The organism is Streptomyces sp. NBC_01214 (genome assembly GCF_026340975.1).
Lineage (GTDB): Bacteria > Actinomycetota > Actinomycetes > Streptomycetales > Streptomycetaceae > Streptomyces.
The window spans coordinates 436898-455103 of record NZ_JAPEOS010000003.1; the positions used below are offsets into that span (position 1 = coordinate 436898).

Sequence of the window (18206 nt, forward strand, 5' to 3'; positions counted from 1 at the left end):
TGCACCGAACCGGCGCGGGCCGCAGCGGCCCGCGCCGGCCGGGCGGCCCCTTCCCGGCGAGTGGTACCGGGAGGCGCGCGGACGCGGCTCAGTCGAGCCGCAGGCGCAGGGCGCTGTGCCCGAACAGGAAGTTCGAGTAGACGCGCGGCGGTTCCTCCAGGACCTCGATCCGGTCCACCCGGCGGACCAGCGAGTCCAGCACGGCGGACAGCTCCAGCCGCCCGAGGAAGGCGCCCAGACAGAAGTGGGGGCCGTGCCCGAGCGCGAGGTGCGGGTTGTGCTCCCTGCCCACGTCGAAGCGGCGGGGCCGCTCGAAGACGTCGGGGTCGTTGTTGGCCGAGATGTTCCACAGGGTGACGATGTCGCCGGCCGCCACCTCGGCGTCCCCGATCCGCAGTTCGGCGGTGGCCGTGCGGGCGAAGTGCATGGCCGGGGTGACCCAGCGCAGCACCTCCTCCACGGCCGTCTTCACCGCCGCCTCGCCGGTGCGCAGTCGACGCCACTGCTCCTCGTGGATGCCCAGCGCGTGCAGGGCGCCGATCGTGGTCACCCGGGTCGACTCGTCGCCCCCCAGGATCAGGCTGTAGCAGTTCAGGGCGAGATCGTCCTCGGTCATCGGTTCGCCCTCGACCTGTGCCCCGGCGATCATGCTGATCACGTCCTCGCCGGGACGGCGACGGCGCTCGCGGACCACGTCCACGAAGTACGACAGGATCTCGTTGCGCGCCTCCAGCGCGTCGAAGGGGTCGTCATCGGCGCTCTCGGACGACAGCGCGCGCTTGTTCCACTCCAGCAGCAACGGCCGGTCAGACACGGGCAGTTCCAGCAGGTCGCACACGGTGTTCAGCGGCAGGTGCTCGGCGATGTCCCGCGCGGCGTCGGCCTCGCCCGCACCGACCACGGCGGCCACCAGGGCGTCGGCCCGCTGCCGTACGGTGTCCTCCACGTACCGCAGGACCCGTGGTGAGAAGGCGCGCAGCATCACCTGACGCAGCTCGCGGTGGCGGGGGCGGTCCATCACCGCCAGCATCCGCCCGCCCGCCGAGTCGGCGCCGCGCAGCAGGACGTCCAGCACCGTTCCCCTGGCCGAGCTCAGCCGGGTCGCGTCCTTGTAGCAGTCCTGTACGTCCCGGTGTCTGGCCACCGCCCAGAACCCGGGGCGGTTGCCCACCGGGGGATGCCAGCGCACCGGATCGCTGCGGCGCATCCGGTCCCAGTACGCGTACGGGTCGTGCTTGACGAACGCGGCCGGGTCGGCGAGGTCGAGAGCCGCCCCGGAGGTGTCGTCGTACGGGCCGTCGAAGACGGCGGCGTGGTGGGAGGAGACCACCGGGAGACTCCTTTCGGCCCGGACACCGGGCCTGTACGGGGGCTCGGCCTGAGCACCGGGCCTGTACGGGGGGACTTCTCGCCCCGATCCTCGCCTCCGGCGTCCGCGCCCGAGGCGGCGCTGAATGAATGATGAAGGATTCGGCGGCGGCCCTTGGCGTGCGTGCGATTCTCAGCTCCGAGGCGGCGAAGGGGAGATCGGCCATGGGCGTGCACCGCGAATCCGTACGCACGGTGACGAGCACCGGGCGCCCCGGGCTCCGGCTCCTCGTGCTGCCGCACTCCGGCGGCCGCGCGGAGAGCTTCACCGGTTGGCGTGCCGCGCTCCCCGCCGCGTTCCCCGGCACCGCGGTGGAACTGTGCGCCGCGCAGTACCCGGGGCACGGCGACCGGCTGGCGGAGCCGCCGAGCCAAGACGTCGGCGCGATCGCTGAGGAGATCGTCGCCGACCTGGCCCGGCTGCCACCGGCGGACCTGCTGCTCTTCGGGCACAGCTTCGGCTCGGCGGTCGCCTGTGAGGTGGCCCGCCGGTGCCCCGGGGCGGGCCTCGACGTCATCCTGCTCGTCGCGTCCAGTGCCTGGGCGCCCGGAGACCCGGCCCGGCCACCTCGCGATGAACACCTGCTGCCCGACGCGGAGCTCTGGGAGCGGCTGGTCGCCCTCGGGGGCATCGACCCCGGCATCGCGTCGGAGACCGAGATCCGCGACCTGGTGCTGCCCGCGATGCGCGCGGACATCGCCGCGCACGAGCGCTACCTCGGCTGCCCGGACCCGGTGTCGCTCCACTGCGACGTACACGCCTGCGTGGCCCGGGCAGACCCCCTCGTACCGGTCCTGGCCGCACGCCACTGGGGCCGTCTCACCACCGGGAACGCGAGCGTCGACATCAGATCCGGAGCCCACTTCCACGTCTTCGACGACCCCGCGCTCCTCCTAGCGGACCTGGCGCGGAGGGTCCCCACCCACGCGATTCCCACCCACGCGAACGGAGGCGGTTCGGCGCATGAGTAGTTCTTGGGCAGGCCTGCGACTGGTCGTCACCGGCGGCGGCTCGGGCATCGGGGCCGCCGTGGTCGCCCGCGCGGCCGGGCTGGGCGCCGACGTCCTCGCGGTCGGCCGACGGGCCGACCGGCTGGCGGAGGTGACCGCGAAGGCGCGGGCCGACGGACCGGGCACCGCCGTGCCGTACGCCGTGGACGTCACGGCCCCCGATGCCGCCGCGCGGATCGCGGAACGGGCACGGGAGGTGCTCGGCGGCGTCGACGCGCTGGTCAACAACGCCGGGCACGCGGTCTTCGACCGGCTGGAGGACGCCGCCGAGGCGGACCTGCGGGGGATGGTCGACACCAACCTGGTGGCTCCCGCCCTGCTGATCCGGGCGCTGCTGCCCCTGCTGCGCGCCAGCCGGGGCTGCGTGGTCAACGTGTCCTCCGTCGGCGGCGTCCTGGCCATGCCGAACCGGTCCTTCTACGGGGCCAGCAAGGCCGCCCTGAACTCGTTGACCAGGTCGCTCGCGGTGGAACTGGCGCCCGAGGTCCGGGTGAACGCGGTGCTGCCAGGGCCGGTCGACACGGGCCTGTGGGACCTGGCGGCCGGCGAGGGCGCGGACGCCCTGCGCGAAGGAATCGTGGCCGGCACCCCCCTGGGACGGTTCGGCCTGGCCCCGGAGGTGGCGGCCTGGGTGTGCCACCTCGTCGACCCCGAGTCCGCGTCCTGGGTCACCGGATCCCTGGTGTCCGTGGACGGCGGACGCGCGGCTTGAGCCGTAGCCCAGGAGCACCACCCGGCCGGCCCGACCCGGCCGGCCCTGCCACCAGCGGAAAGGCAATGAATCAGATGACGCAGACAGCTCCACCGTGGTTCGCCCCGGCCTCGGCGATCCCCTCCTCCTGGCTGTACGAGTCCTTCCGGATCGCCAACGAGCGCGAGCGGGAACACCCCGGCCAGATCAAGCTGCACGTGGGCGAGCCCGCCTTCGGCCCGCCGGACTCCGTCGCCAAGGAATTCGCCGACGCCGTCATCGACGGCCGCGCCCGCTACATCGACGTGCAGGGGCTCCCGGAGCTCCGCGCACGTCTCACCGACAAGCTCGACACCGTCAACCGCATCGACACCGAGCCCTCCCGGCTCTTCGCCACCCCCGGGTCGTGCCAGGGGCTCAGCGCACTGATGCGTTGCCTCGCCCACGCGGGGGCGGAGATCCTGATGCCGGAGATCCACTGGCCCGTACACCTGCAACAGGCCCTGCTCGCCGGATTCCGACCGGTCTTCTACAAGCTCGACGAACACTTCGCACCCGACCCCGAGTCGATCCGGCAGGTGGCCACCCCCGCGACGCGGGTGCTGCTGCTCAACACCCCGTCGAACCCCACCGGCGCTGTCGCCGACCTCCCGCTGCAGCAGGCCCTCTACGAGATCGCCGACGAGCACGGCTGGCAGATCATCAGCGACGAGGCCTACGAGGACTTCGCCTTCTCCGGACCCCATCTGTCGATCGCCGCCCTGGAGCGCGACCGCCCCGCGGCGCAGCGCCTCGTCAACAGCGTCTTCACCTTCTCCAAGGGGCCGGCGATGACGGGCTACCGGCTCGGCTACGTCGCGGTGTCGAGGCCGGAGACCGCCGCCGCCATGCGCTCGGTCCAGGAGTCCTGCATCATTGCGCCCAACGCGCCCGTCCAGTACGCCGGACTGGCCGCCCTGGACGCGTCGGGAGCCCTCGCAGGCAACCACGACTTCGTACGCGGAAACCGGGACGCCGCGCTCACCCCGCTGGTCGACGAGGGGCTGCTGCCCGCACTGCCGGGCGGCGGCTGGTACGCCATGGCCGACATCTCCTCCACCGGTCTGACGGGCGAGGAGTTCAGCACCGAACTCATGCTCCGCCACGACGTCGTGGTCGTACCCGGCAGCGGGTTCTCCGCACGGCCCGAGTTCGCCCCGGACGGCACGCTGCGACCGCTCAAGCCCGGCGGCGTCGCGTCCGGCCTGGTCCGGATCGCCTTCTGCGTCGACCGCGAGCAGCTCACCACCGGGGTGGAACGCCTGATCGCACTCGTCCGCGAGAAGAGGCAGCAGTGATGCCCACGGAGGTGACGTACGCCTCCTACCTGAAGCTCGACGAGCTGCTCACCCTCCAGGAACCGCGCACGCCCGAGGACGACGCCGACCTCACCACCGTGCTCTCCGAACAGTTCTTCATCGTCAGCCACCAGACCTGCGAACTGTGGCTGAAGCAGATCCTGGGCGACCTCGCCGCCGTGGAGGGCAACTTTCGGACGATGACCACCGCGGGCCTGGAGCGGTCCGTCGACCTGCTCTACCGGTCCGGCGAGTTGCTGCGCCTGCTGCACGAGCAGCTCATGGCGCTCGAACGGCTGCCGTTGGAGGACTTCGCCCAGTTCCGGGCGTACCTCGGCACGGCCAGCGGCGCCCAGTCCAGCCAGTCCCACGAACTGGAGCGGGTGTTGGGCAGTGCCAGCCGCTCGGGATCGCTGTTCCTGGCCTTCCGCGCCGGGCTGGAGCGCATCGGCGCCGACCTGGAGGAGATCGTCGGGGCGGGCGTCGAGGCGGGCTCGTTCCACCGGGTCGTCGAGGCGATGCTCAGGGTCGGCAACGGCTACTTCCAGTGGAAGATCGGGCACGTGGGCCTGGTGATGAAGATGATCGGGGAGCAGCGGGGCACCGCCGGCACCTCGGGGGCGGCGCAACTCATGGACCGCGCCACGATGCCGTTCACCGAACTTCACGAACTGCGCGGCAAGGTGCACGAGCGCCGGCGCCAGCAGGCAGGCTGACTGCCGCGGGAGCAGCGCTCCGGCCCGGGCACCACGAAGGATCCGCGACGCGCATGCGAAGTGTCCGGCCCCCTTTCGCAGGGGCCGGACACTTCGCATGCCGGGGCCGGTTGGCTCAGGGAGCGGCCTCCAGGATGTAGCCCCGGCCCCACACGGTGCGCAGGCTCAGACGTACGCCGCCCAGCCGCTGGCGCAGCCGCATGATGTGCAGGTCTATCGCGTTGCTGGTGACCGCCTCGTTGTTGATGCGGCTCAGGGCCTCCTTCAGAGTGTCCCGGCGGACGAGATGACCGAAGTCGGCCAGGAAGCATCGCATCATCTCGCTCTGAGCCTCGGACATGGGCACCGACTGCCCGGCGTAGTAGAGCACCCCGGTCGGATCCAGCCCGGGCACGAAGTCGGTTCCGGTGCGCCGCTGCAAGGTGTGGACGCGAGCCGCCAGGTCGAGGCGGGCCACCGGCGGGCGCACCCAGTCCTCGGTGGGCGAGATGTCGCTCGGCGGCGCCGTCTGGCCCTCCAGGACCAGCAGGCACGGCAGCCCCGCCTCGCGCAGCTGGTCCCGTTCGTGGCTCTGTACCGGCCAGCGGAGCAACTTGACTACTTGTTTGTGAACGAGCGTGGCCATGGTCGTGACCCCCGTTTCCCGTGACAAGTGGAAGCTGGTGCTCGGGGGCCGGTGGCATCGTCGGGGCATGCGCGCGCCCGTCCGGTGCCACCGTCGCAGTGTCGGCCGACGGGGCTGCCGGAGCTGGTCCGGGACGCGAACGAGAGGTTCTGCTGCCTGGCTTCGATGCCGGTTCCCACGTGACGTCGTCACCGGCCCCCGTGATCCGGATCTTTCCGGGTCTCGGTTCCAGGTCGATTCCGGGTGGGTTCCGCCACGACGGGGGCTCGATTCCGGCTTGTGCCGCGCCTCTTCGGCCTGTGCCGCGCGTCGGTCCGTGCGGCAGGGCGGCGAAAGAAGGACGACATGATCGCGTGGGACCGCCGGTGATCAGCAAGAGACCTCATACGGGGGTCGACCATCCGACACCCTGACCGCAGTCATGATCAGGAGCATGCGATGAAGAACGAGAACAGCACACCGCGCCGGCGGGTCGCCGTCGTCGGCGCTGGCATCACCGGACCTCTGCTGTCCCTGTGCCTGGCGAGGCTGGGCTTCGAGGTGGACCTGTACGAGGCCTACGTGCGCCGGGCCCAGGACATCGGCTCGTTCCTCAACCTCGCTCCGAACGGGCGTGCCGTGCTGGAGCGCCTGGGCCTGGCCGACCGGATCCTCGAACAGGGCACCGTGGCGGGCTCCATCAGCTTCGCCAATCACAAGGGCCGGGAACTCGCGCAGAACCCGGAGCGCACCACCAATATCATGCGCGGCGAGCTCAGCAGCGCCCTGCGCGAGGCGGCGGCCGACGCCGGGGTGAAACTGCACACCGCCAAGCGCCTCGTAGCACTGGACGCGGCCGGGGACGGCCGCTGGCGAATCGGCTTCGAGGACGGCACGCAGGCCGAGGCCGAGATCGTACTCGGTTGCGACGGGGTGCACTCCACCACGCGCCGGCTGCTGCTCCCCGACGCGCCGCGGGTCGTCTACACCGAGGTGGTCGGCTCCGGGGGCAGGTCGGAGATCGGCGCCGCGGAACTCCCCGTGGACGGGCGGTTCCACATGGTTTTCGGCCTCCGCGGCTTCTTCGGCTACCAGGTGATGTCGCCCGGTGTCGTGTGGTGGTTCGAGAACCACCAGGAGACCCGCGAACGCAGCTTCGCCGAACTGGCCGAGGTCGACGACGCGCAGTGGGTGGCCCTGCTGGCCGAACGACACCGCCCCGACCCCGCGGTGATCCGACGCATCCTGACCGCCTCCACCGGACCGGTCGGCCGGTGGCCGGTCTACGAGGTGCCGCCACTGGAGACCTGGCACCGGGGGAGCGCCGCAGTGCTGGGTGACGCCGCGCACGCGGTGGCCCCGCACCTGGGGGCGGGTGCCGCGCTCGGCATGGAGGACGCCTACGAACTCGCCCTGGCACTGTACGAACACCCCACCGCGCCACAGGCGTTCACCGCGTTCGAGGAGTCCCGGCGGGACCGGGTCGCCGCGATGGCGAAGCAGGCCCGGCAGACGGGTGCGGTGATGACCCCCGACCGGTGGACCACCCGGGTGATACGCGACCTGATGCTGCCGATGGCCATCAAGCAGGGGGTGCGCAAGGGCACCGAGGCCTATTCCTATCGGCCTTCGCCGTGGCCTGTGCGGGTCGACTGAGACGCGCGCGGGCGCAACAGACCTCCGTGGCAGACCTCGGGGCCTCCTGCTGCCGCTTCGCGGGGGCGACCCCGACGGACGGTGCGGGAGGCCCCGAGGGGCCGCCGGCGGTCGTAGACCACCGGGCCGGTGTTTCAGCGCAGCTCGCCGGTGACGATCCACAGGTGACCGAACGGGTCGCGGAGGCGTCCCTCCCGTTTGCCGTACGGACGGTTCTCCACCGGAACGACCACGGTGCCGCCTCCGGCGACCATCCGCTCGGCGACGGCGTCCTGGTCGGTGAACTCCGCCTCCAGGAGGACCGGGGAGCCGCCGATGTGGTCGGGCGAGAGCCAGCCCCACTCGGGCACCGCCGGGGACAGGGATAGCGGGGAACCGCCAATCTGCAGGACGACGACCATCACGCGGCCGCTGTCGTCCTGGGCGCGGAAGACCTCCTCGGCGCCCATGGCCTTCTGGTAGTAGGTCGCGGCGGTGTCGGGGTCCGGGACGATTAATCGTGGTGTCAGACTCATGAGTTGACTCTATTCCCCCCGCGGTGGCTCGCAGGAGTGATTCGACCAGCTCGAGCCACGTGCCGCGGACGCCCTCTCGTGCGGGCGGCCGCACCGTGCGCCCATGAGCAGAGGCTGCATCGCGGCAGCGGAGGAATCGGAGGACGCCATGGCGTCGACGGCCCCGGGGGACGGGGAGACGGGCTTTGACTCCGGATCCCGCACACACACGAGACATCGGATCCTGAGGATCTGAGAACGGACATCTCGTGGCCATGAAGTACTACCCGCCGGAGTTCAAGGCAGGATCATCCCGGGCCGTGCTCGCCTCCTGGTCCATCCGGGAGGCAGCTTCTCGATCTTCGACGACAGCAGGGTCGAGGCCGAGGGATACCGTGGGGCCGAAACGAGCAACTATCAGGATCGGCTTGCCTTGTTCCGCAAGGTGTTTGGGCTCCTCCAACCCTCCGCCGTCTACGGACAGGCTTCCCGAGACCTGATCGAGTCCGCGCTGGCGGCGACCTGACGGTCGCCGGGTTACGGGGAGGGCCGGTCCGGCTGCACAACCGGTCGGCGTGGACACCGTGCACGGCGTCGTGCGGGGCAAGGAGCTGGCGAGCGGCACCCTTGCGGGGCACCTTGCCAGCGGCTCTTGGGCCTGCCCTCCGAGTGCCCGTAGACGCCGTACAAGCGCACGAATCGGGCCGACATGATCACCGGCGGCGCTCCAGGACGCCCTTGGGCAGGCGCTCGTAGAGCTCCACCCGCTTTTGCCCGCGCGGGCCCGCCGGCCGAAAACCTGCCGACCGCCGACGCGCAGCTGCTTCACCGGCGGCCGGGGCACCTGCGGAAGGCCGAGCAGACGATGACCGCGTCATACGGGGCCCCTCAGGCGCGCCCATAGTGCCGTCGCCCAGGACGGCTTCCACCGTGCTCCCCCTACGCGGTCAGCCGCCGCCGGGCTTCCGCCACCAGGTCCGGCTGGCGCTCGACGCTCACCGCAGTCTCCCAGCCGCAACAGGTCCCGGTCTCCAGCACCCGCTCACAGCCGGTGAGGCCCAGCGCGGCGGTCATTATCGCGACCAACGAGGGCTGTGTGGTCACCTGCCCGCAGGGCAGCGGCACCGGGATGTCCTGGTACGCGAGCGCACCTCGGCGGCGGGCAGCGGGTAGGTCACTCAGAGCCCGTGCTGGTCAAGAATGGTCATCAGCTTCCGCTTGCGCTTCTGGTCGGCGCGCAGGGCGGCCAGGTAGCTGGCGAACTCGGCTTCCGAACCCAGCAAGCGATGACAGGCGCGGGCGCTGAGCAGTAGCTCCGCGAGGCGCTCGTACGTACTGTCACCGGTCTGCCTGCGCAGCGGTTCGATCCGGCGCAGGTAGACGTTCAGCGCGTCGGCCGGTTCTCGGTCGCGGATCCGGTCGGCCAGGGCGAGCCATTGACCCTCGTCGGCATAGCCGCTCGAGGCCGCCTGCCAGGCGGCCTCGAGGTCGTTGTCGTCCATGAGCGCGTCGACCAGCACGGAGCCGTTGTACCAGCGGCCCTTCTTGGGCTGGGCGACGGCCTTCAGTGCTTCCAGGGCGCCCGTATGTTCGGCGTTCTCCCAGGTGCCGGCCGCACGCGCCGCCGTACGCAGGTGCTGGTAGGCGGCCAGCGAGGGACGGGCGCGCAGCAGATCCTGGCGGACTCCGACCACGTCGGCCAGGCGGCCGGCCTGCTCGTAGCGCTCACAGACGAAGTTGACCAGTTCATCGTCGGGTCCCCATTCGGCGACGGTCTCCCGCAGGCCGCGTTCCGCCCACTCGAGGGCCTGGCCCGCGCGGCCCGCTGACTCCAGCTCCCTGGCGATCACCAGGTGGGTTCGGCCGTTCGGGGCGAGGTCCGCCGCGTGTACCGCGACCAGAGCGTCCACGTTGTCGCCGTCGGCGTTCAGGACGCGCTCCATGAGGTACTTCTCCGCCCGCTTCTTCGGGTTGGCCCGCCAGGCAGCCACGATCAACGCGCGTGCCCGGGCCAGGCCCAGGTCACCGAGCACCTCCCGGTAGTCGAAGAGGTCGATGTCGGTGGCGTCGTTCGCCTCGTTCAGCAGATACGGCACCAGCCACTCGGCGGTCTCCACCGGGTCGGGCCGCGCAGTCCGGCAGGCTTCGAGATGGGCCTTGGCCAGTCTGATGGCCACGTCCCCGACCAGCCCGTCCGAGTCGTCGATCTCGTCGTACGCGCGGTCCAGACTTCGGAGAGCCTGGCGGGCCACCGCCACCGCGTCCGCCGACCGGCCACTCGCCGTCAGTGCTCGCAGTGCGGTGACCGCCTCTGCCGCCTGCCGGCCGTAAGCGTGGGCGTCGGCGTATTCGACGTAGCCGTAGCGGGCGAAGGGGCGGGTGTCGAGAAGGCTCAGAACGCGCTCGCAGACGACGCCGGTGTCCTCGCCGGCAGCGGCCGCGCGCAACTCCAGGCGGTGCCGCAGGTCACGGTCGTCGGCGAGCTGCTCCCGTACCAGGGCAAGCAGCTCCTCCCGGGTGAGGGACTCCAACCAGCCGTCCAGCAGCCGGGTGCGTGAAGCGGCGGCCGACCGCTGCTGCGGTACGGATTCGGCCTGCCCCAGGACGGCCAGGCCGACCGCCACACAGTGCTTGCAGAAGTTGCCCTCCTGGCCGTACGGGCAGTCGCACCAGCCGGAGAGCCCGTTGTCCTCGTCCTCGGTCAGTTCCACCTGGTAGGTGTCGCTTCCGCCGACGATGGCGGTGATTGCTTCGTCTCCGATCTCCAGCCGTGAGATCGCGGACAAGTAGCCGAGCCCCCGCTCGAAGGAGCGCGCCCCCGCCAGTCGGCGCAGGTCTGTCTCGTTGAAACCCAGAGCACGTGTCACGGGATTCATTCAATCGGACGGAAGCCCTCGCCACCGCGCTGTGCGGAAGGTTCAGGCCCTTTCGCGGTCCAGGCCACGGGCGAGGCCCGCGCCCGCCCCCGGGACGGCGCGGTCGCCCACACGTTCACCTCGGGAGAGTTGGCGGTGAAGGCAAGGACTGTGGCGGCAGCCCCGGGTGACCGCGGCCCGGGCTCGCCCGCGCTGGGTGCGCGGCGAGACAAGGGAGTAGCGGTGTTGGACAACGTCGGCGGCCACGGGTTCTATCGGTGTGCAGTGGGCTGGCTGTCGGTCAAGGACGCACGAAGGTCTGCCGCGACGGTTTCTGCCAGGTCACGCGAGATACCACGGGTCGACCACCTCGGGGTTGGTGACCCGAAGATGGTGAACACCGGAGCCCGCGTACGCCCCGACGTCCTCCCCCGTGGCGACGCGTGCGACGACCTCGCGCGCCAGTGTGGGGAGGAGAATGTCGCCGGCCCGGATGAGCGGGTACAGCAAGGGCTCCTCCGGGGCCGGTCCGACGCCGGAGGCCGGGCGGCCCGAGGTGATGTCCCGGACCGGCAGATATCGGGCTTCGCTCAGCTAGGAGGGCGCCTCGTCGGAGCCGCTCGGCGGGCCCGGGCGGTGGTGGACGATCGCGCCGCTCTTGATCAGGTCTCCGAGGGCGGCTGTTCGCGCCGTCGGCCGCTCGTCGGTGGACAGCTCGGGGCGGAGCGGCAGCGGGGGGCGGGGAGTGACATCGGCGTCGTGGAGCAGCTCGATCAGTGGGACCGTACGGGCCATGCCGGGGCGGGGGGCGTAGGACTCAGGAACTGCGATGTAGTCGGACCAGATCTCCGTCACCACGGGGAAGGGCTCGGCGACCTCGCTGGCGTCCACCACCAGCAGGGCTGTTGGCGAACGCAAGCTGTGGCACGACGTGAACTCCCCACCCTGGACGGACACTCCGCCGCTGATCATACGGGCAGGTCAGCGCCCATATGCCGGGAAAGGGCGGCAATATCGGCCAGCAGTGCGGCCGGTTCTCGGTCCAGGTCCAGGGCGTGCTGGTGGAGGATGATGCCCGCGTGCCGGACCCGGTGGGCGGCGTGCGGCGCATTGCCCTTCGCGTAGATGAGATGTCCCTCAGGCAGTCCGAGCGCGGTGCAGTAGGCGAGCATCTGGTACAGGTCGGCGTCCGGGTAGCCGTCCCGTTTCTCTGCCTTGTACTTGGCGTCGGCGACCGCGCGCGGGGTGCCGTCCGGCCCGTACACCACGAAGTCCGGCTTCATGCGGATCGCATCCTCCTCGTCGAGGTGGTGCGGGTCCTGGAGGGCGCCGGTGAGATCCGAGCCGCGCAGCGCCTCGCGCAAGGCGACCGTCACGAAGTCCTCGAAGAGCCTGTTCATATCGAACAGGAAGCCGTCGATGCGCAGGCTGCCAGGCGCGTGGTCGGGTGAGGACCCGTCGAGCACGGCGCGCGCGAGGTGCAGGGCGGGCTGGTAGCGGGTGTTCAGTCGCGACGGCTGCCAGGCCGGCAGCGGCTGTCCGGGAACCAGCGGGGTGGTGTCGGCGAGCCGGACGCGCTGGTGCAGGAGGCGTCGGCGTACCTCGCGCGGCACGCCCGGCAGGCGCAGCAGCCGCTCGACGGCCGCCCGCAGGGTGCGGTTCTCGGCGATGTCGTTGGTGAATTCGTCGTACGCCACCTCGACCGGCAGAGCGGCCCCGAAGCGGCGCCGTATCTGATCCGCCTCGCGGATCCGCCCACGGACCACCAGCGCGCTCTCCTCGGTCGCCCGGTACCCCTGGAGCAGCCCCTGGCGCAGGGCCCGGTCGATCTGCCGCTCCACGGCGTGCGCGAGCGCGGGCAGCACCTCGCGATGCTCACCCACGTCGACCTGACCGTCCCGCCAGGTGCCCTTCGGGTCGAGGCTGTAGCCGAGCAGGAAGAGCAGCCGCGCGATGGGCACCTTGGGCGTGACACGGACGGTGACCGGCCCGCTCCCGCCGCCCGGTACGTCGACGGACACCGCCCCGACCTTGCTGCCGGCCCGCAGCAGCCAGCGACCCGGCGTGTACGGGTCGGGGGAGGCGTCCACGATCCGGGCGGCGGCCAGCGCCCGGCCGACCGCGTTCGGAAGGACGTGGCCGGTGGTCGGGGCGTGCTCGACGAGCTCGATGACCGTGGTCACGCGAGCCATACCGGCTCGGGCTCGGGCGGCTGGGGAAGCGACCGCCGCAGCGCGGTGAGCCCGTACCGCTTCTCGATGTCGATGCCCTCCCCGTAGTGGTGCTCCTCCAGCAACGGAAGGATCTTCGTCCGCCAGGTGCGCTCCAGACCGCCGTTCCGGTACACGCCCTTCTTCATCAGGTACGACGGCCCGATCCGGAAGTCGGGGTCGTCGATCCGGGCGTTGAGCGCGTCCAGGAGCTCGGCCGGCTCGGCGTCCCGCTCCTGCGATTCGAGCCAGCGCCGTAGGAGCCCGCTGGTGGGCTCGGTGCGCGGGGACAGCTCCACGAACGCGAACCGGCGCCGCATGGCCGCGTCCACGAGAGCGATCGAGCGGTCCGCGGTGTTCATGGTGCCGATCACGAACAGGTTCGGGGGCAGCGCGAAGTCGTCGCCGGAGTAGGTCAGCCGGACCGACTTGTTCCGGTATTCGAGGAGGAAGTACAGCTCGCCGAAGACCTTGGCCAGGTTCGCCCGGTTGATCTCGTCGATGATCAGGAAGTGCGGCAGGTGCCGGTTGCCCTCCCGCGAGGCCAGGTCGGCCAGCTCGCGCAGCGGTCCGGCGGTGAGTCGGAAGGCGACCTCCCGGGTCTCGGGATCCTCCTGCGGTCGGAAGCCCTCGAAGAAGTCCTCATAGGCGTAGGAGGGGTGGAACTGGACCAGCTTCACCTGCTCCGGGCCTCCGCCGAAGAACTCAGCCAGCTTCAGGGCCAGGTAGGTCTTGCCGGTGCCGGGCGGCCCGTACAGGACGAGTTGCCGGTCGTCCCACAGCAGGTCCCGGACCTCGCGCAGCCAGTCCGTCTTGTGGACCAGCAGCTCGGCGGCCAGTTCGTCCGTGGGCTCCGGCAGCTCCAGCTCCCGCCGGGCGGCGAGCGCCGGGATCTCCACGCTCGGATCCCGCTCTATCGCCTCGGCCTCGCCGGCCAGCTCCTCGTCCGTGAGCCCGAGGCCGTCGATGACGGCCTGGACGGTGGTCAGCTCCACCACGTCGTGCTGGATGGACAGCCTCTGCTGGAGCTCCTCGGGCAGCTCCTCGTACGCGTACCCCTCGTCCTGCCAGGTCACCGGGCGGCGCAGGTTGGACCGGTGGTCCTCTGACTCGGCCTGTTCGACCTCCCCGGTGATCTCCCCGACGTACAGGCGACCGCCGGAGATGGTGCACACGGTGTCACCCGGCTTCATCCTGGACAGGAACGCGTGCAGCTCCTCCACCAGGTCCTGCTTCTGGCTGTAGGTCGCCGTGGACTCGTAGTCCTCCTGGACGAGGCTGCGGACCTGCTCCTTGCTGATGCCCGTTTCCACCCCCTGCCGCAGCCGGGAGGCCGCCAGGGTCACCCGCCCCTCGGGCAGCCATATGCGCTGGACGAGATCGAGCCCGGTGACGTTCGAGCCGCGCACGAGCCAGGCGCGGTTGGGGCCCCAGGACGCATCCGGCATGAAGTCGCCGAGCGGCCGGCCGTCCTCCGTCTTCCAACTCAGCCAGCCGTTGCAACTGCTGCCGGTCAGGACCGCGCCGGCCTCGGACGGGGAGTTGAAGGTGATCGTGTCGGTCGTCTCAAGCCAGCCCGGCCATGCTTGGGAGTGCTTGATCCGCCCCTCAGCGATGAGCTTTTCGCGCAACCGGTGGGCGGAGGCCACCTGCTTGGCGAAGGACGGTACGGCCTCCGGACGCACGGGCTGACCGGGCCCGACGACGAACCGGCGGCTGCCGTTCGTCCCCATCTCATCGGTCTGCCGCCCGCGTGCCTCCGGCCCGCCGTTCGGCAGCCGCAGGCGGAACTCCGGGTACGGGTCCGATGCCATCGGGGCCTTCCTTCTTCTCTTCCATGGGCTGGCGGATCACTTGTCGGCAGGCTAGTCGGAGCCACTGGCAGTGGGACCGGTCCCCGTCACCAGGGGTCGAGGTCGTGCTCGCGCGGTGCGGTCTCAGGGAGCATGACCTCGCGCGTACGAGCGGTCAAAGGGGACAGTCGTGCCGTCGAGCGGTCGATCTGAAAGACGAAGGCCTTGGCTTTGTCGGCGAACGCTGCGGCCGGCCGACTGATACCGGCACCGGTCACCAGGATCAGCCGCTTGGGAAGGACCTCGCCGGATGCCGCAGCCAGGCCGTTGAGGCGTTCCACCTCGGACAGCGAGAGATCCTTGGCGCCGCCGTCCCGGATCTGGATGTCAAAGCCATCCGAATGGATCGGGGCCGCGAAGTCACTCGTGGAGACGGCATCGAAGCCGAGCATGTTCAGCTGGTCGACCACAGCCCGTGGGATTCCCCTGCCTGCCGCCGTCACCGAGGTGGCCGGATCGGGCGCGGCTTCGTCCTCGAAGAGCGCCAGGGCGGCGGGCTCCGGTTCCTCGACGGTGAAGAGGGAGTCCTGCCGCATCGACGGGATGCGCCCACGGCCGGCGGAACGCCTGACGGGCTCCCAGGGGAAGCTGGTGCCCCAGTGGGCCGGCCCTTTGCCGATCACATCGGCGACCTCGTCGACGGACACGGTCGCGCGAGGGACACCCGGTGCGGCTACCGACTGATCCCGCAGACTGCGGGCAAGGTCGACCCGGCCCCAGGTGCCCCAGTCGCGGATGTACGCATCGACCATCCAGCCGAGGGTGGGCTTGAGTGAGATCCGGACGAAGGCGTCGGCGAGTTCGGCGTCCACGTACGTCCCCGCGGACTCGCGGACCAGCACAAGCTCCGGGTCACTACGCGAGCCCCGGGCGAACCACCGGTTCCCCACGACGACCCGACGCACGCGCACCCCGCGTGCGTCGAGGAGATCGGCCAGCTCGGTCATGTCCGAGGGTTCCCCCTCGTCCCAGCACAACGGCGACGGCACCGGCGTATCGAAGAGGTGGGCCGCCGCACGGGCGTACAGGGCGCCGACGAGTACCTCGACGGATGTGTCGAGGGCCCACACGGACGGATCGCTGTGCAGGGACGGATCGACGACGGTCCAGGCGACCTGGTGTTTGTAGTTCACGCGGGCGAGCGCGACGGAGCGTCCTCCCGACAGGTTGACCTTCAGGAAGAAGGGGCCGGCAGCGTTGAACTCGACCCGGTCGGCCAGCTCCGGATGGCGCTCCAGAAAGGTGCTTTCCAAGCTCTGGAAATACAGAAAGTTACCGAGGGCGGCGACCATGTCGCCCGTGGGGAAGGCCAAGTGAACACGCTCCAGGGGGCTTGTGCCGCCGGGCGGTGCAGGCTTGACCGCCGGAAGGAAGCGTAGATCGCCCCCCATTCCGTGATCAAAGGCGTTCTTCGGCCGATTGGCCGGAAGGAGCCGCATGCGCTGAGGGAATCTCTGCCTCCGCCCACACGGTCTTCCCGCTCGGCGGGTACGGCACGACGCCCCAACGGTCGGCGAGCGCGGCGACGAGCAGTAGGCCACGGCCGGTCTCGCCGTCGGCGGGCTGGGGGAGCACGGGCATCCGGTCGCGGCGGGCGTCGGTGACCTCGATGCGCAGCGTCCGGGGAGCGGGCGAGAGCGACAGCCCGAGCCGGAAGTCCCGGCCCTACACCTGGCCGTGGAGCACGGCGTTCGCGGTCAGCTCGGCGACGATATGCTCGGCACGCTCCGTGACGCTCAACGGTACGCCCCAGCTGCGGAGTTCGGTGACGGCGAGCGGCCGAGCCGGGCCCCGCGCCGGGTGGACGACAGCAGCAGGGAGAAGACACCCGGGTCGGTGTCGAGTTGTGGGGAGGAGGGGTTCATAGGGGCCACGGTGACGGTGGTGGGACGGGCTCCGCGAGGGGTGCGCCCCGTACGCGGAGTCAGCGTACGGGCACGGGAAGCGGACGGTATCGGCGGCGTGTGCCGGTCGGTTGAGTCCCGGATCGCGGCCGCCGTGCCGGGCGACTACCTGATCGACCTGCGGGGCGGGGCAGGCCAGGCAGCACCCGCCGTACAGGAATGGCTGGGCGGTCCGGGACTGCAGCGCAACTACGGAGCCAACGTCCCCCCGGTTGGCCTACCGCTTCCACATCGCACCGCTCGTACCCGCCGAGGAGTACCACGGGCTCGCGTTCGTGGCGAAGTCGACCTGCTCCCGCCCCCTGGAGTGATCTCACCCCAACAGGGAGAGGGCCGCGTTGAGAGTCAGCTTCCACATCGGTTCGGCCCCGGTCCCGAAGGCGGCGGTGAGCGCGTATCCCACCGCGGCGGAATCGGGCGTGCGCCGTCCCTCGTCCTGCCACTCGGCCCACACCCGGCCGTCGCCGACCGATGTGAAGACACCGATCCGCTCCCCGTCCAGCAGCAGTCTGCTTTCGCCGGGGGAGCGCGGCACCAACCGGTACCGGCCGTCATCGACTCGGTACGAATGCCGGGTGAGGAATTCCTTCGCCGGAACAAGCCGCACCGCGGCACCGTCCACGGTCATCGTGACCGCGCTCACGTCTCGTGTTCCCGATGGGCAGGGGGGGGACTCCAGCGGCCTCCCCTCCGCCCTGCGCGCCACGGCCCTGGGGATGCCCCCTCCCTCGACGATCAGCTCCCCCGCCGTCCAGCCGGACGTCGACTCGTCCGAACCGGGGATCGTCGGCGGGGACGTAATCGAAGACGTGAGCGGACACGGGACTCCCTGTTCAAAGGACGGTTCGGACAGCCTGGTGTTTCCAGCCTGCGGGACGGCGGCCACAGGCCTTAAGGGATCGGCCACCGGTCCCTCCGGCGATCTGTTGAAGCGTCAGGGAAATCGACAATTGGGCAGCATGAGTCCTGAAAGACCCGGGGAACGCTGACCGAACATGCGAATGGTTGTAATCTGCGGGGACCGCCCTTGACCTGCAATGAGCAGGCAGGGAGCAGACATAACGGGAGTATTCAATGCTTCGTACCATGTTCAAGTCCAAGATCCATCGGGCTACCGTCACCCAGGCCGACCTGCACTACGTCGGCTCCGTCACCGTCGACGCCGACCTGCTGGACGCGGCCGATCTGCTGCCCGGGGAGCTCGTCCACATCGTGGACATCACCAACGGGGCGCGGCTGGAGACCTACGTCATCGAGGGGGAGCGCGGGTCCGGGGTGATCGGGATCAACGGCGCCGCCGCGCACCTGGTGCACCCCGGGGACCTGGTCATCCTCATCAGCTACGCGCAGGTCGAGGACGCCGAGGCCCGGGTGTTCGAGCCCCGCGTCGTGCACGTGGACGGTGACAACCGGATCGTCGAGCTCGGTGCGGATCCTTCCGCTCCGGTGCCGGGTACGGACCAGCGGCGCAGCCCGCACGCCGTGGCTGTCTGAGGGGAGTCGGGGA

At 70.7% G+C, this 18206-nt stretch carries 17 protein-coding genes and 1 pseudogene; 6 read left to right on the forward strand and 12 right to left on the reverse strand.

Going from position 1 to position 18206, the window contains the following annotated elements; genetic code table 11:
* Window positions 1-88 precede the first annotated feature (88 nt).
* On the reverse strand, window positions 89-1330 hold the full coding sequence (locus tag OG594_RS38150; RefSeq protein WP_266606991.1) for a cytochrome P450: 1242 nt from the start codon (window positions 1328-1330) through the stop codon (window positions 89-91).
* Between the two features lie 203 nt (window positions 1331-1533).
* Between OG594_RS38150 and OG594_RS38155 the strand changes: the two genes are divergently transcribed.
* From OG594_RS38155 to OG594_RS38170, 4 genes are all read left to right on the forward strand, one after another.
* Window positions 1534-2340: a thioesterase II family protein gene (locus OG594_RS38155; protein ID WP_266606992.1), complete on the forward strand. Its 807-nt coding sequence runs from the start codon at window positions 1534-1536 to the stop codon at window positions 2338-2340.
* Window positions 2333-3091 (forward strand): SDR family NAD(P)-dependent oxidoreductase, encoded by a 759-nt coding sequence (locus OG594_RS38160; protein WP_266606993.1) that lies wholly within the window; start codon window positions 2333-2335, stop codon window positions 3089-3091. Before OG594_RS38155 ends, OG594_RS38160 begins: the two co-directional genes overlap by 8 nt.
* A 74-nt stretch (window positions 3092-3165) precedes the next feature.
* Window positions 3166-4407, forward strand: a complete 1242-nt coding sequence (locus OG594_RS38165; protein WP_266606994.1) for a pyridoxal phosphate-dependent aminotransferase — start codon at window positions 3166-3168, stop codon at window positions 4405-4407.
* Entirely contained in the window at window positions 4407-5123 is a 717-nt protein-coding gene (locus tag OG594_RS38170) for a tryptophan 2,3-dioxygenase family protein (protein ID WP_266606995.1), read from the forward strand. Before OG594_RS38165 ends, OG594_RS38170 begins: the two co-directional genes overlap by 1 nt.
* A 115-nt stretch (window positions 5124-5238) precedes the next feature.
* Here the strand turns inward: OG594_RS38170 and OG594_RS38175 are convergent, their stop codons facing one another.
* Window positions 5239-5748, reverse strand: a complete 510-nt coding sequence (locus tag OG594_RS38175; protein WP_266606996.1) for a helix-turn-helix domain-containing protein — start codon at window positions 5746-5748, stop codon at window positions 5239-5241.
* A gap of 438 nt (window positions 5749-6186) precedes the next feature.
* Here OG594_RS38175 and OG594_RS38180 point away from each other — a divergent pair, with 438 nt between their 5' ends.
* Window positions 6187-7383 carry an NAD(P)/FAD-dependent oxidoreductase gene (locus OG594_RS38180; RefSeq protein ID WP_266606997.1) on the forward strand — a complete coding sequence of 399 codons (1197 nt, stop codon included), beginning with the start codon at window positions 6187-6189 and terminating at the stop codon, window positions 7381-7383.
* Window positions 7384-7517: 134 nt separating this feature from the next.
* On the opposite strand, the gene OG594_RS38185 is transcribed toward OG594_RS38180, so the two are convergent.
* From OG594_RS38185 to OG594_RS38230, 10 genes and pseudogenes are all read right to left on the reverse strand, one after another.
* Window positions 7518-7898, reverse strand: a complete 381-nt coding sequence (locus OG594_RS38185; RefSeq protein ID WP_266606998.1) for a VOC family protein — start codon at window positions 7896-7898, stop codon at window positions 7518-7520.
* A gap of 918 nt (window positions 7899-8816) precedes the next feature.
* The gene (locus OG594_RS38190; RefSeq protein WP_266608773.1) at window positions 8817-9059 is read right to left on the reverse strand and encodes a protein-L-isoaspartate O-methyltransferase; all 243 of its coding nucleotides are present in this window, start codon (window positions 9057-9059) and stop codon (window positions 8817-8819) included.
* Entirely contained in the window at window positions 9056-10744 is a 1689-nt protein-coding gene (locus OG594_RS38195) for an SWIM zinc finger domain-containing protein (RefSeq protein WP_266606999.1), read from the reverse strand. The genes OG594_RS38190 and OG594_RS38195 overlap by 4 nt, the downstream gene beginning before the upstream one ends.
* 330 nt (window positions 10745-11074) lie before the next feature.
* A complete protein-coding gene (locus tag OG594_RS38200; RefSeq protein ID WP_266607000.1) occupies window positions 11075-11242 on the reverse strand; it encodes a hypothetical protein in 168 nt (55 codons plus the stop codon).
* Window positions 11243-11326: 84 nt separating this feature from the next.
* Window positions 11327-11704, reverse strand: a complete 378-nt coding sequence (locus OG594_RS38205; RefSeq protein ID WP_266607001.1) for a hypothetical protein — start codon at window positions 11702-11704, stop codon at window positions 11327-11329.
* Window positions 11701-12915 carry an McrC family protein gene (locus tag OG594_RS38210; RefSeq protein ID WP_266607002.1) on the reverse strand — a complete coding sequence of 405 codons (1215 nt, stop codon included), beginning with the start codon at window positions 12913-12915 and terminating at the stop codon, window positions 11701-11703. The genes OG594_RS38205 and OG594_RS38210 overlap by 4 nt, the downstream gene beginning before the upstream one ends.
* Window positions 12912-14756, reverse strand: a complete 1845-nt coding sequence (locus OG594_RS38215) for a DUF4357 domain-containing protein (RefSeq protein WP_266607003.1) — start codon at window positions 14754-14756, stop codon at window positions 12912-12914. The genes OG594_RS38210 and OG594_RS38215 overlap by 4 nt, the downstream gene beginning before the upstream one ends.
* Before the next feature lie 86 nt (window positions 14757-14842).
* A complete protein-coding gene (locus tag OG594_RS38220) occupies window positions 14843-16234 on the reverse strand; it encodes a hypothetical protein (RefSeq protein WP_266607004.1) in 1392 nt (463 codons plus the stop codon).
* Window positions 16194-16660, reverse strand: a pseudogene (locus OG594_RS38225) (ATP-binding protein). The gene OG594_RS38220 and the pseudogene OG594_RS38225 overlap by 41 nt, the downstream one beginning before the upstream one ends.
* A gap of 352 nt (window positions 16661-17012) precedes the next feature.
* Window positions 17013-17342 (reverse strand): hypothetical protein, encoded by a 330-nt coding sequence (locus OG594_RS38230; protein ID WP_266607005.1) that lies wholly within the window; start codon window positions 17340-17342, stop codon window positions 17013-17015.
* Between the two features lie 431 nt (window positions 17343-17773).
* Here OG594_RS38230 and panD point away from each other — a divergent pair, with 431 nt between their 5' ends.
* Window positions 17774-18193 carry an aspartate 1-decarboxylase gene (panD, locus tag OG594_RS38235; RefSeq protein ID WP_030011425.1) on the forward strand — a complete coding sequence of 140 codons (420 nt, stop codon included), beginning with the start codon at window positions 17774-17776 and terminating at the stop codon, window positions 18191-18193.
* Window positions 18194-18206 lie beyond the last annotated feature (13 nt).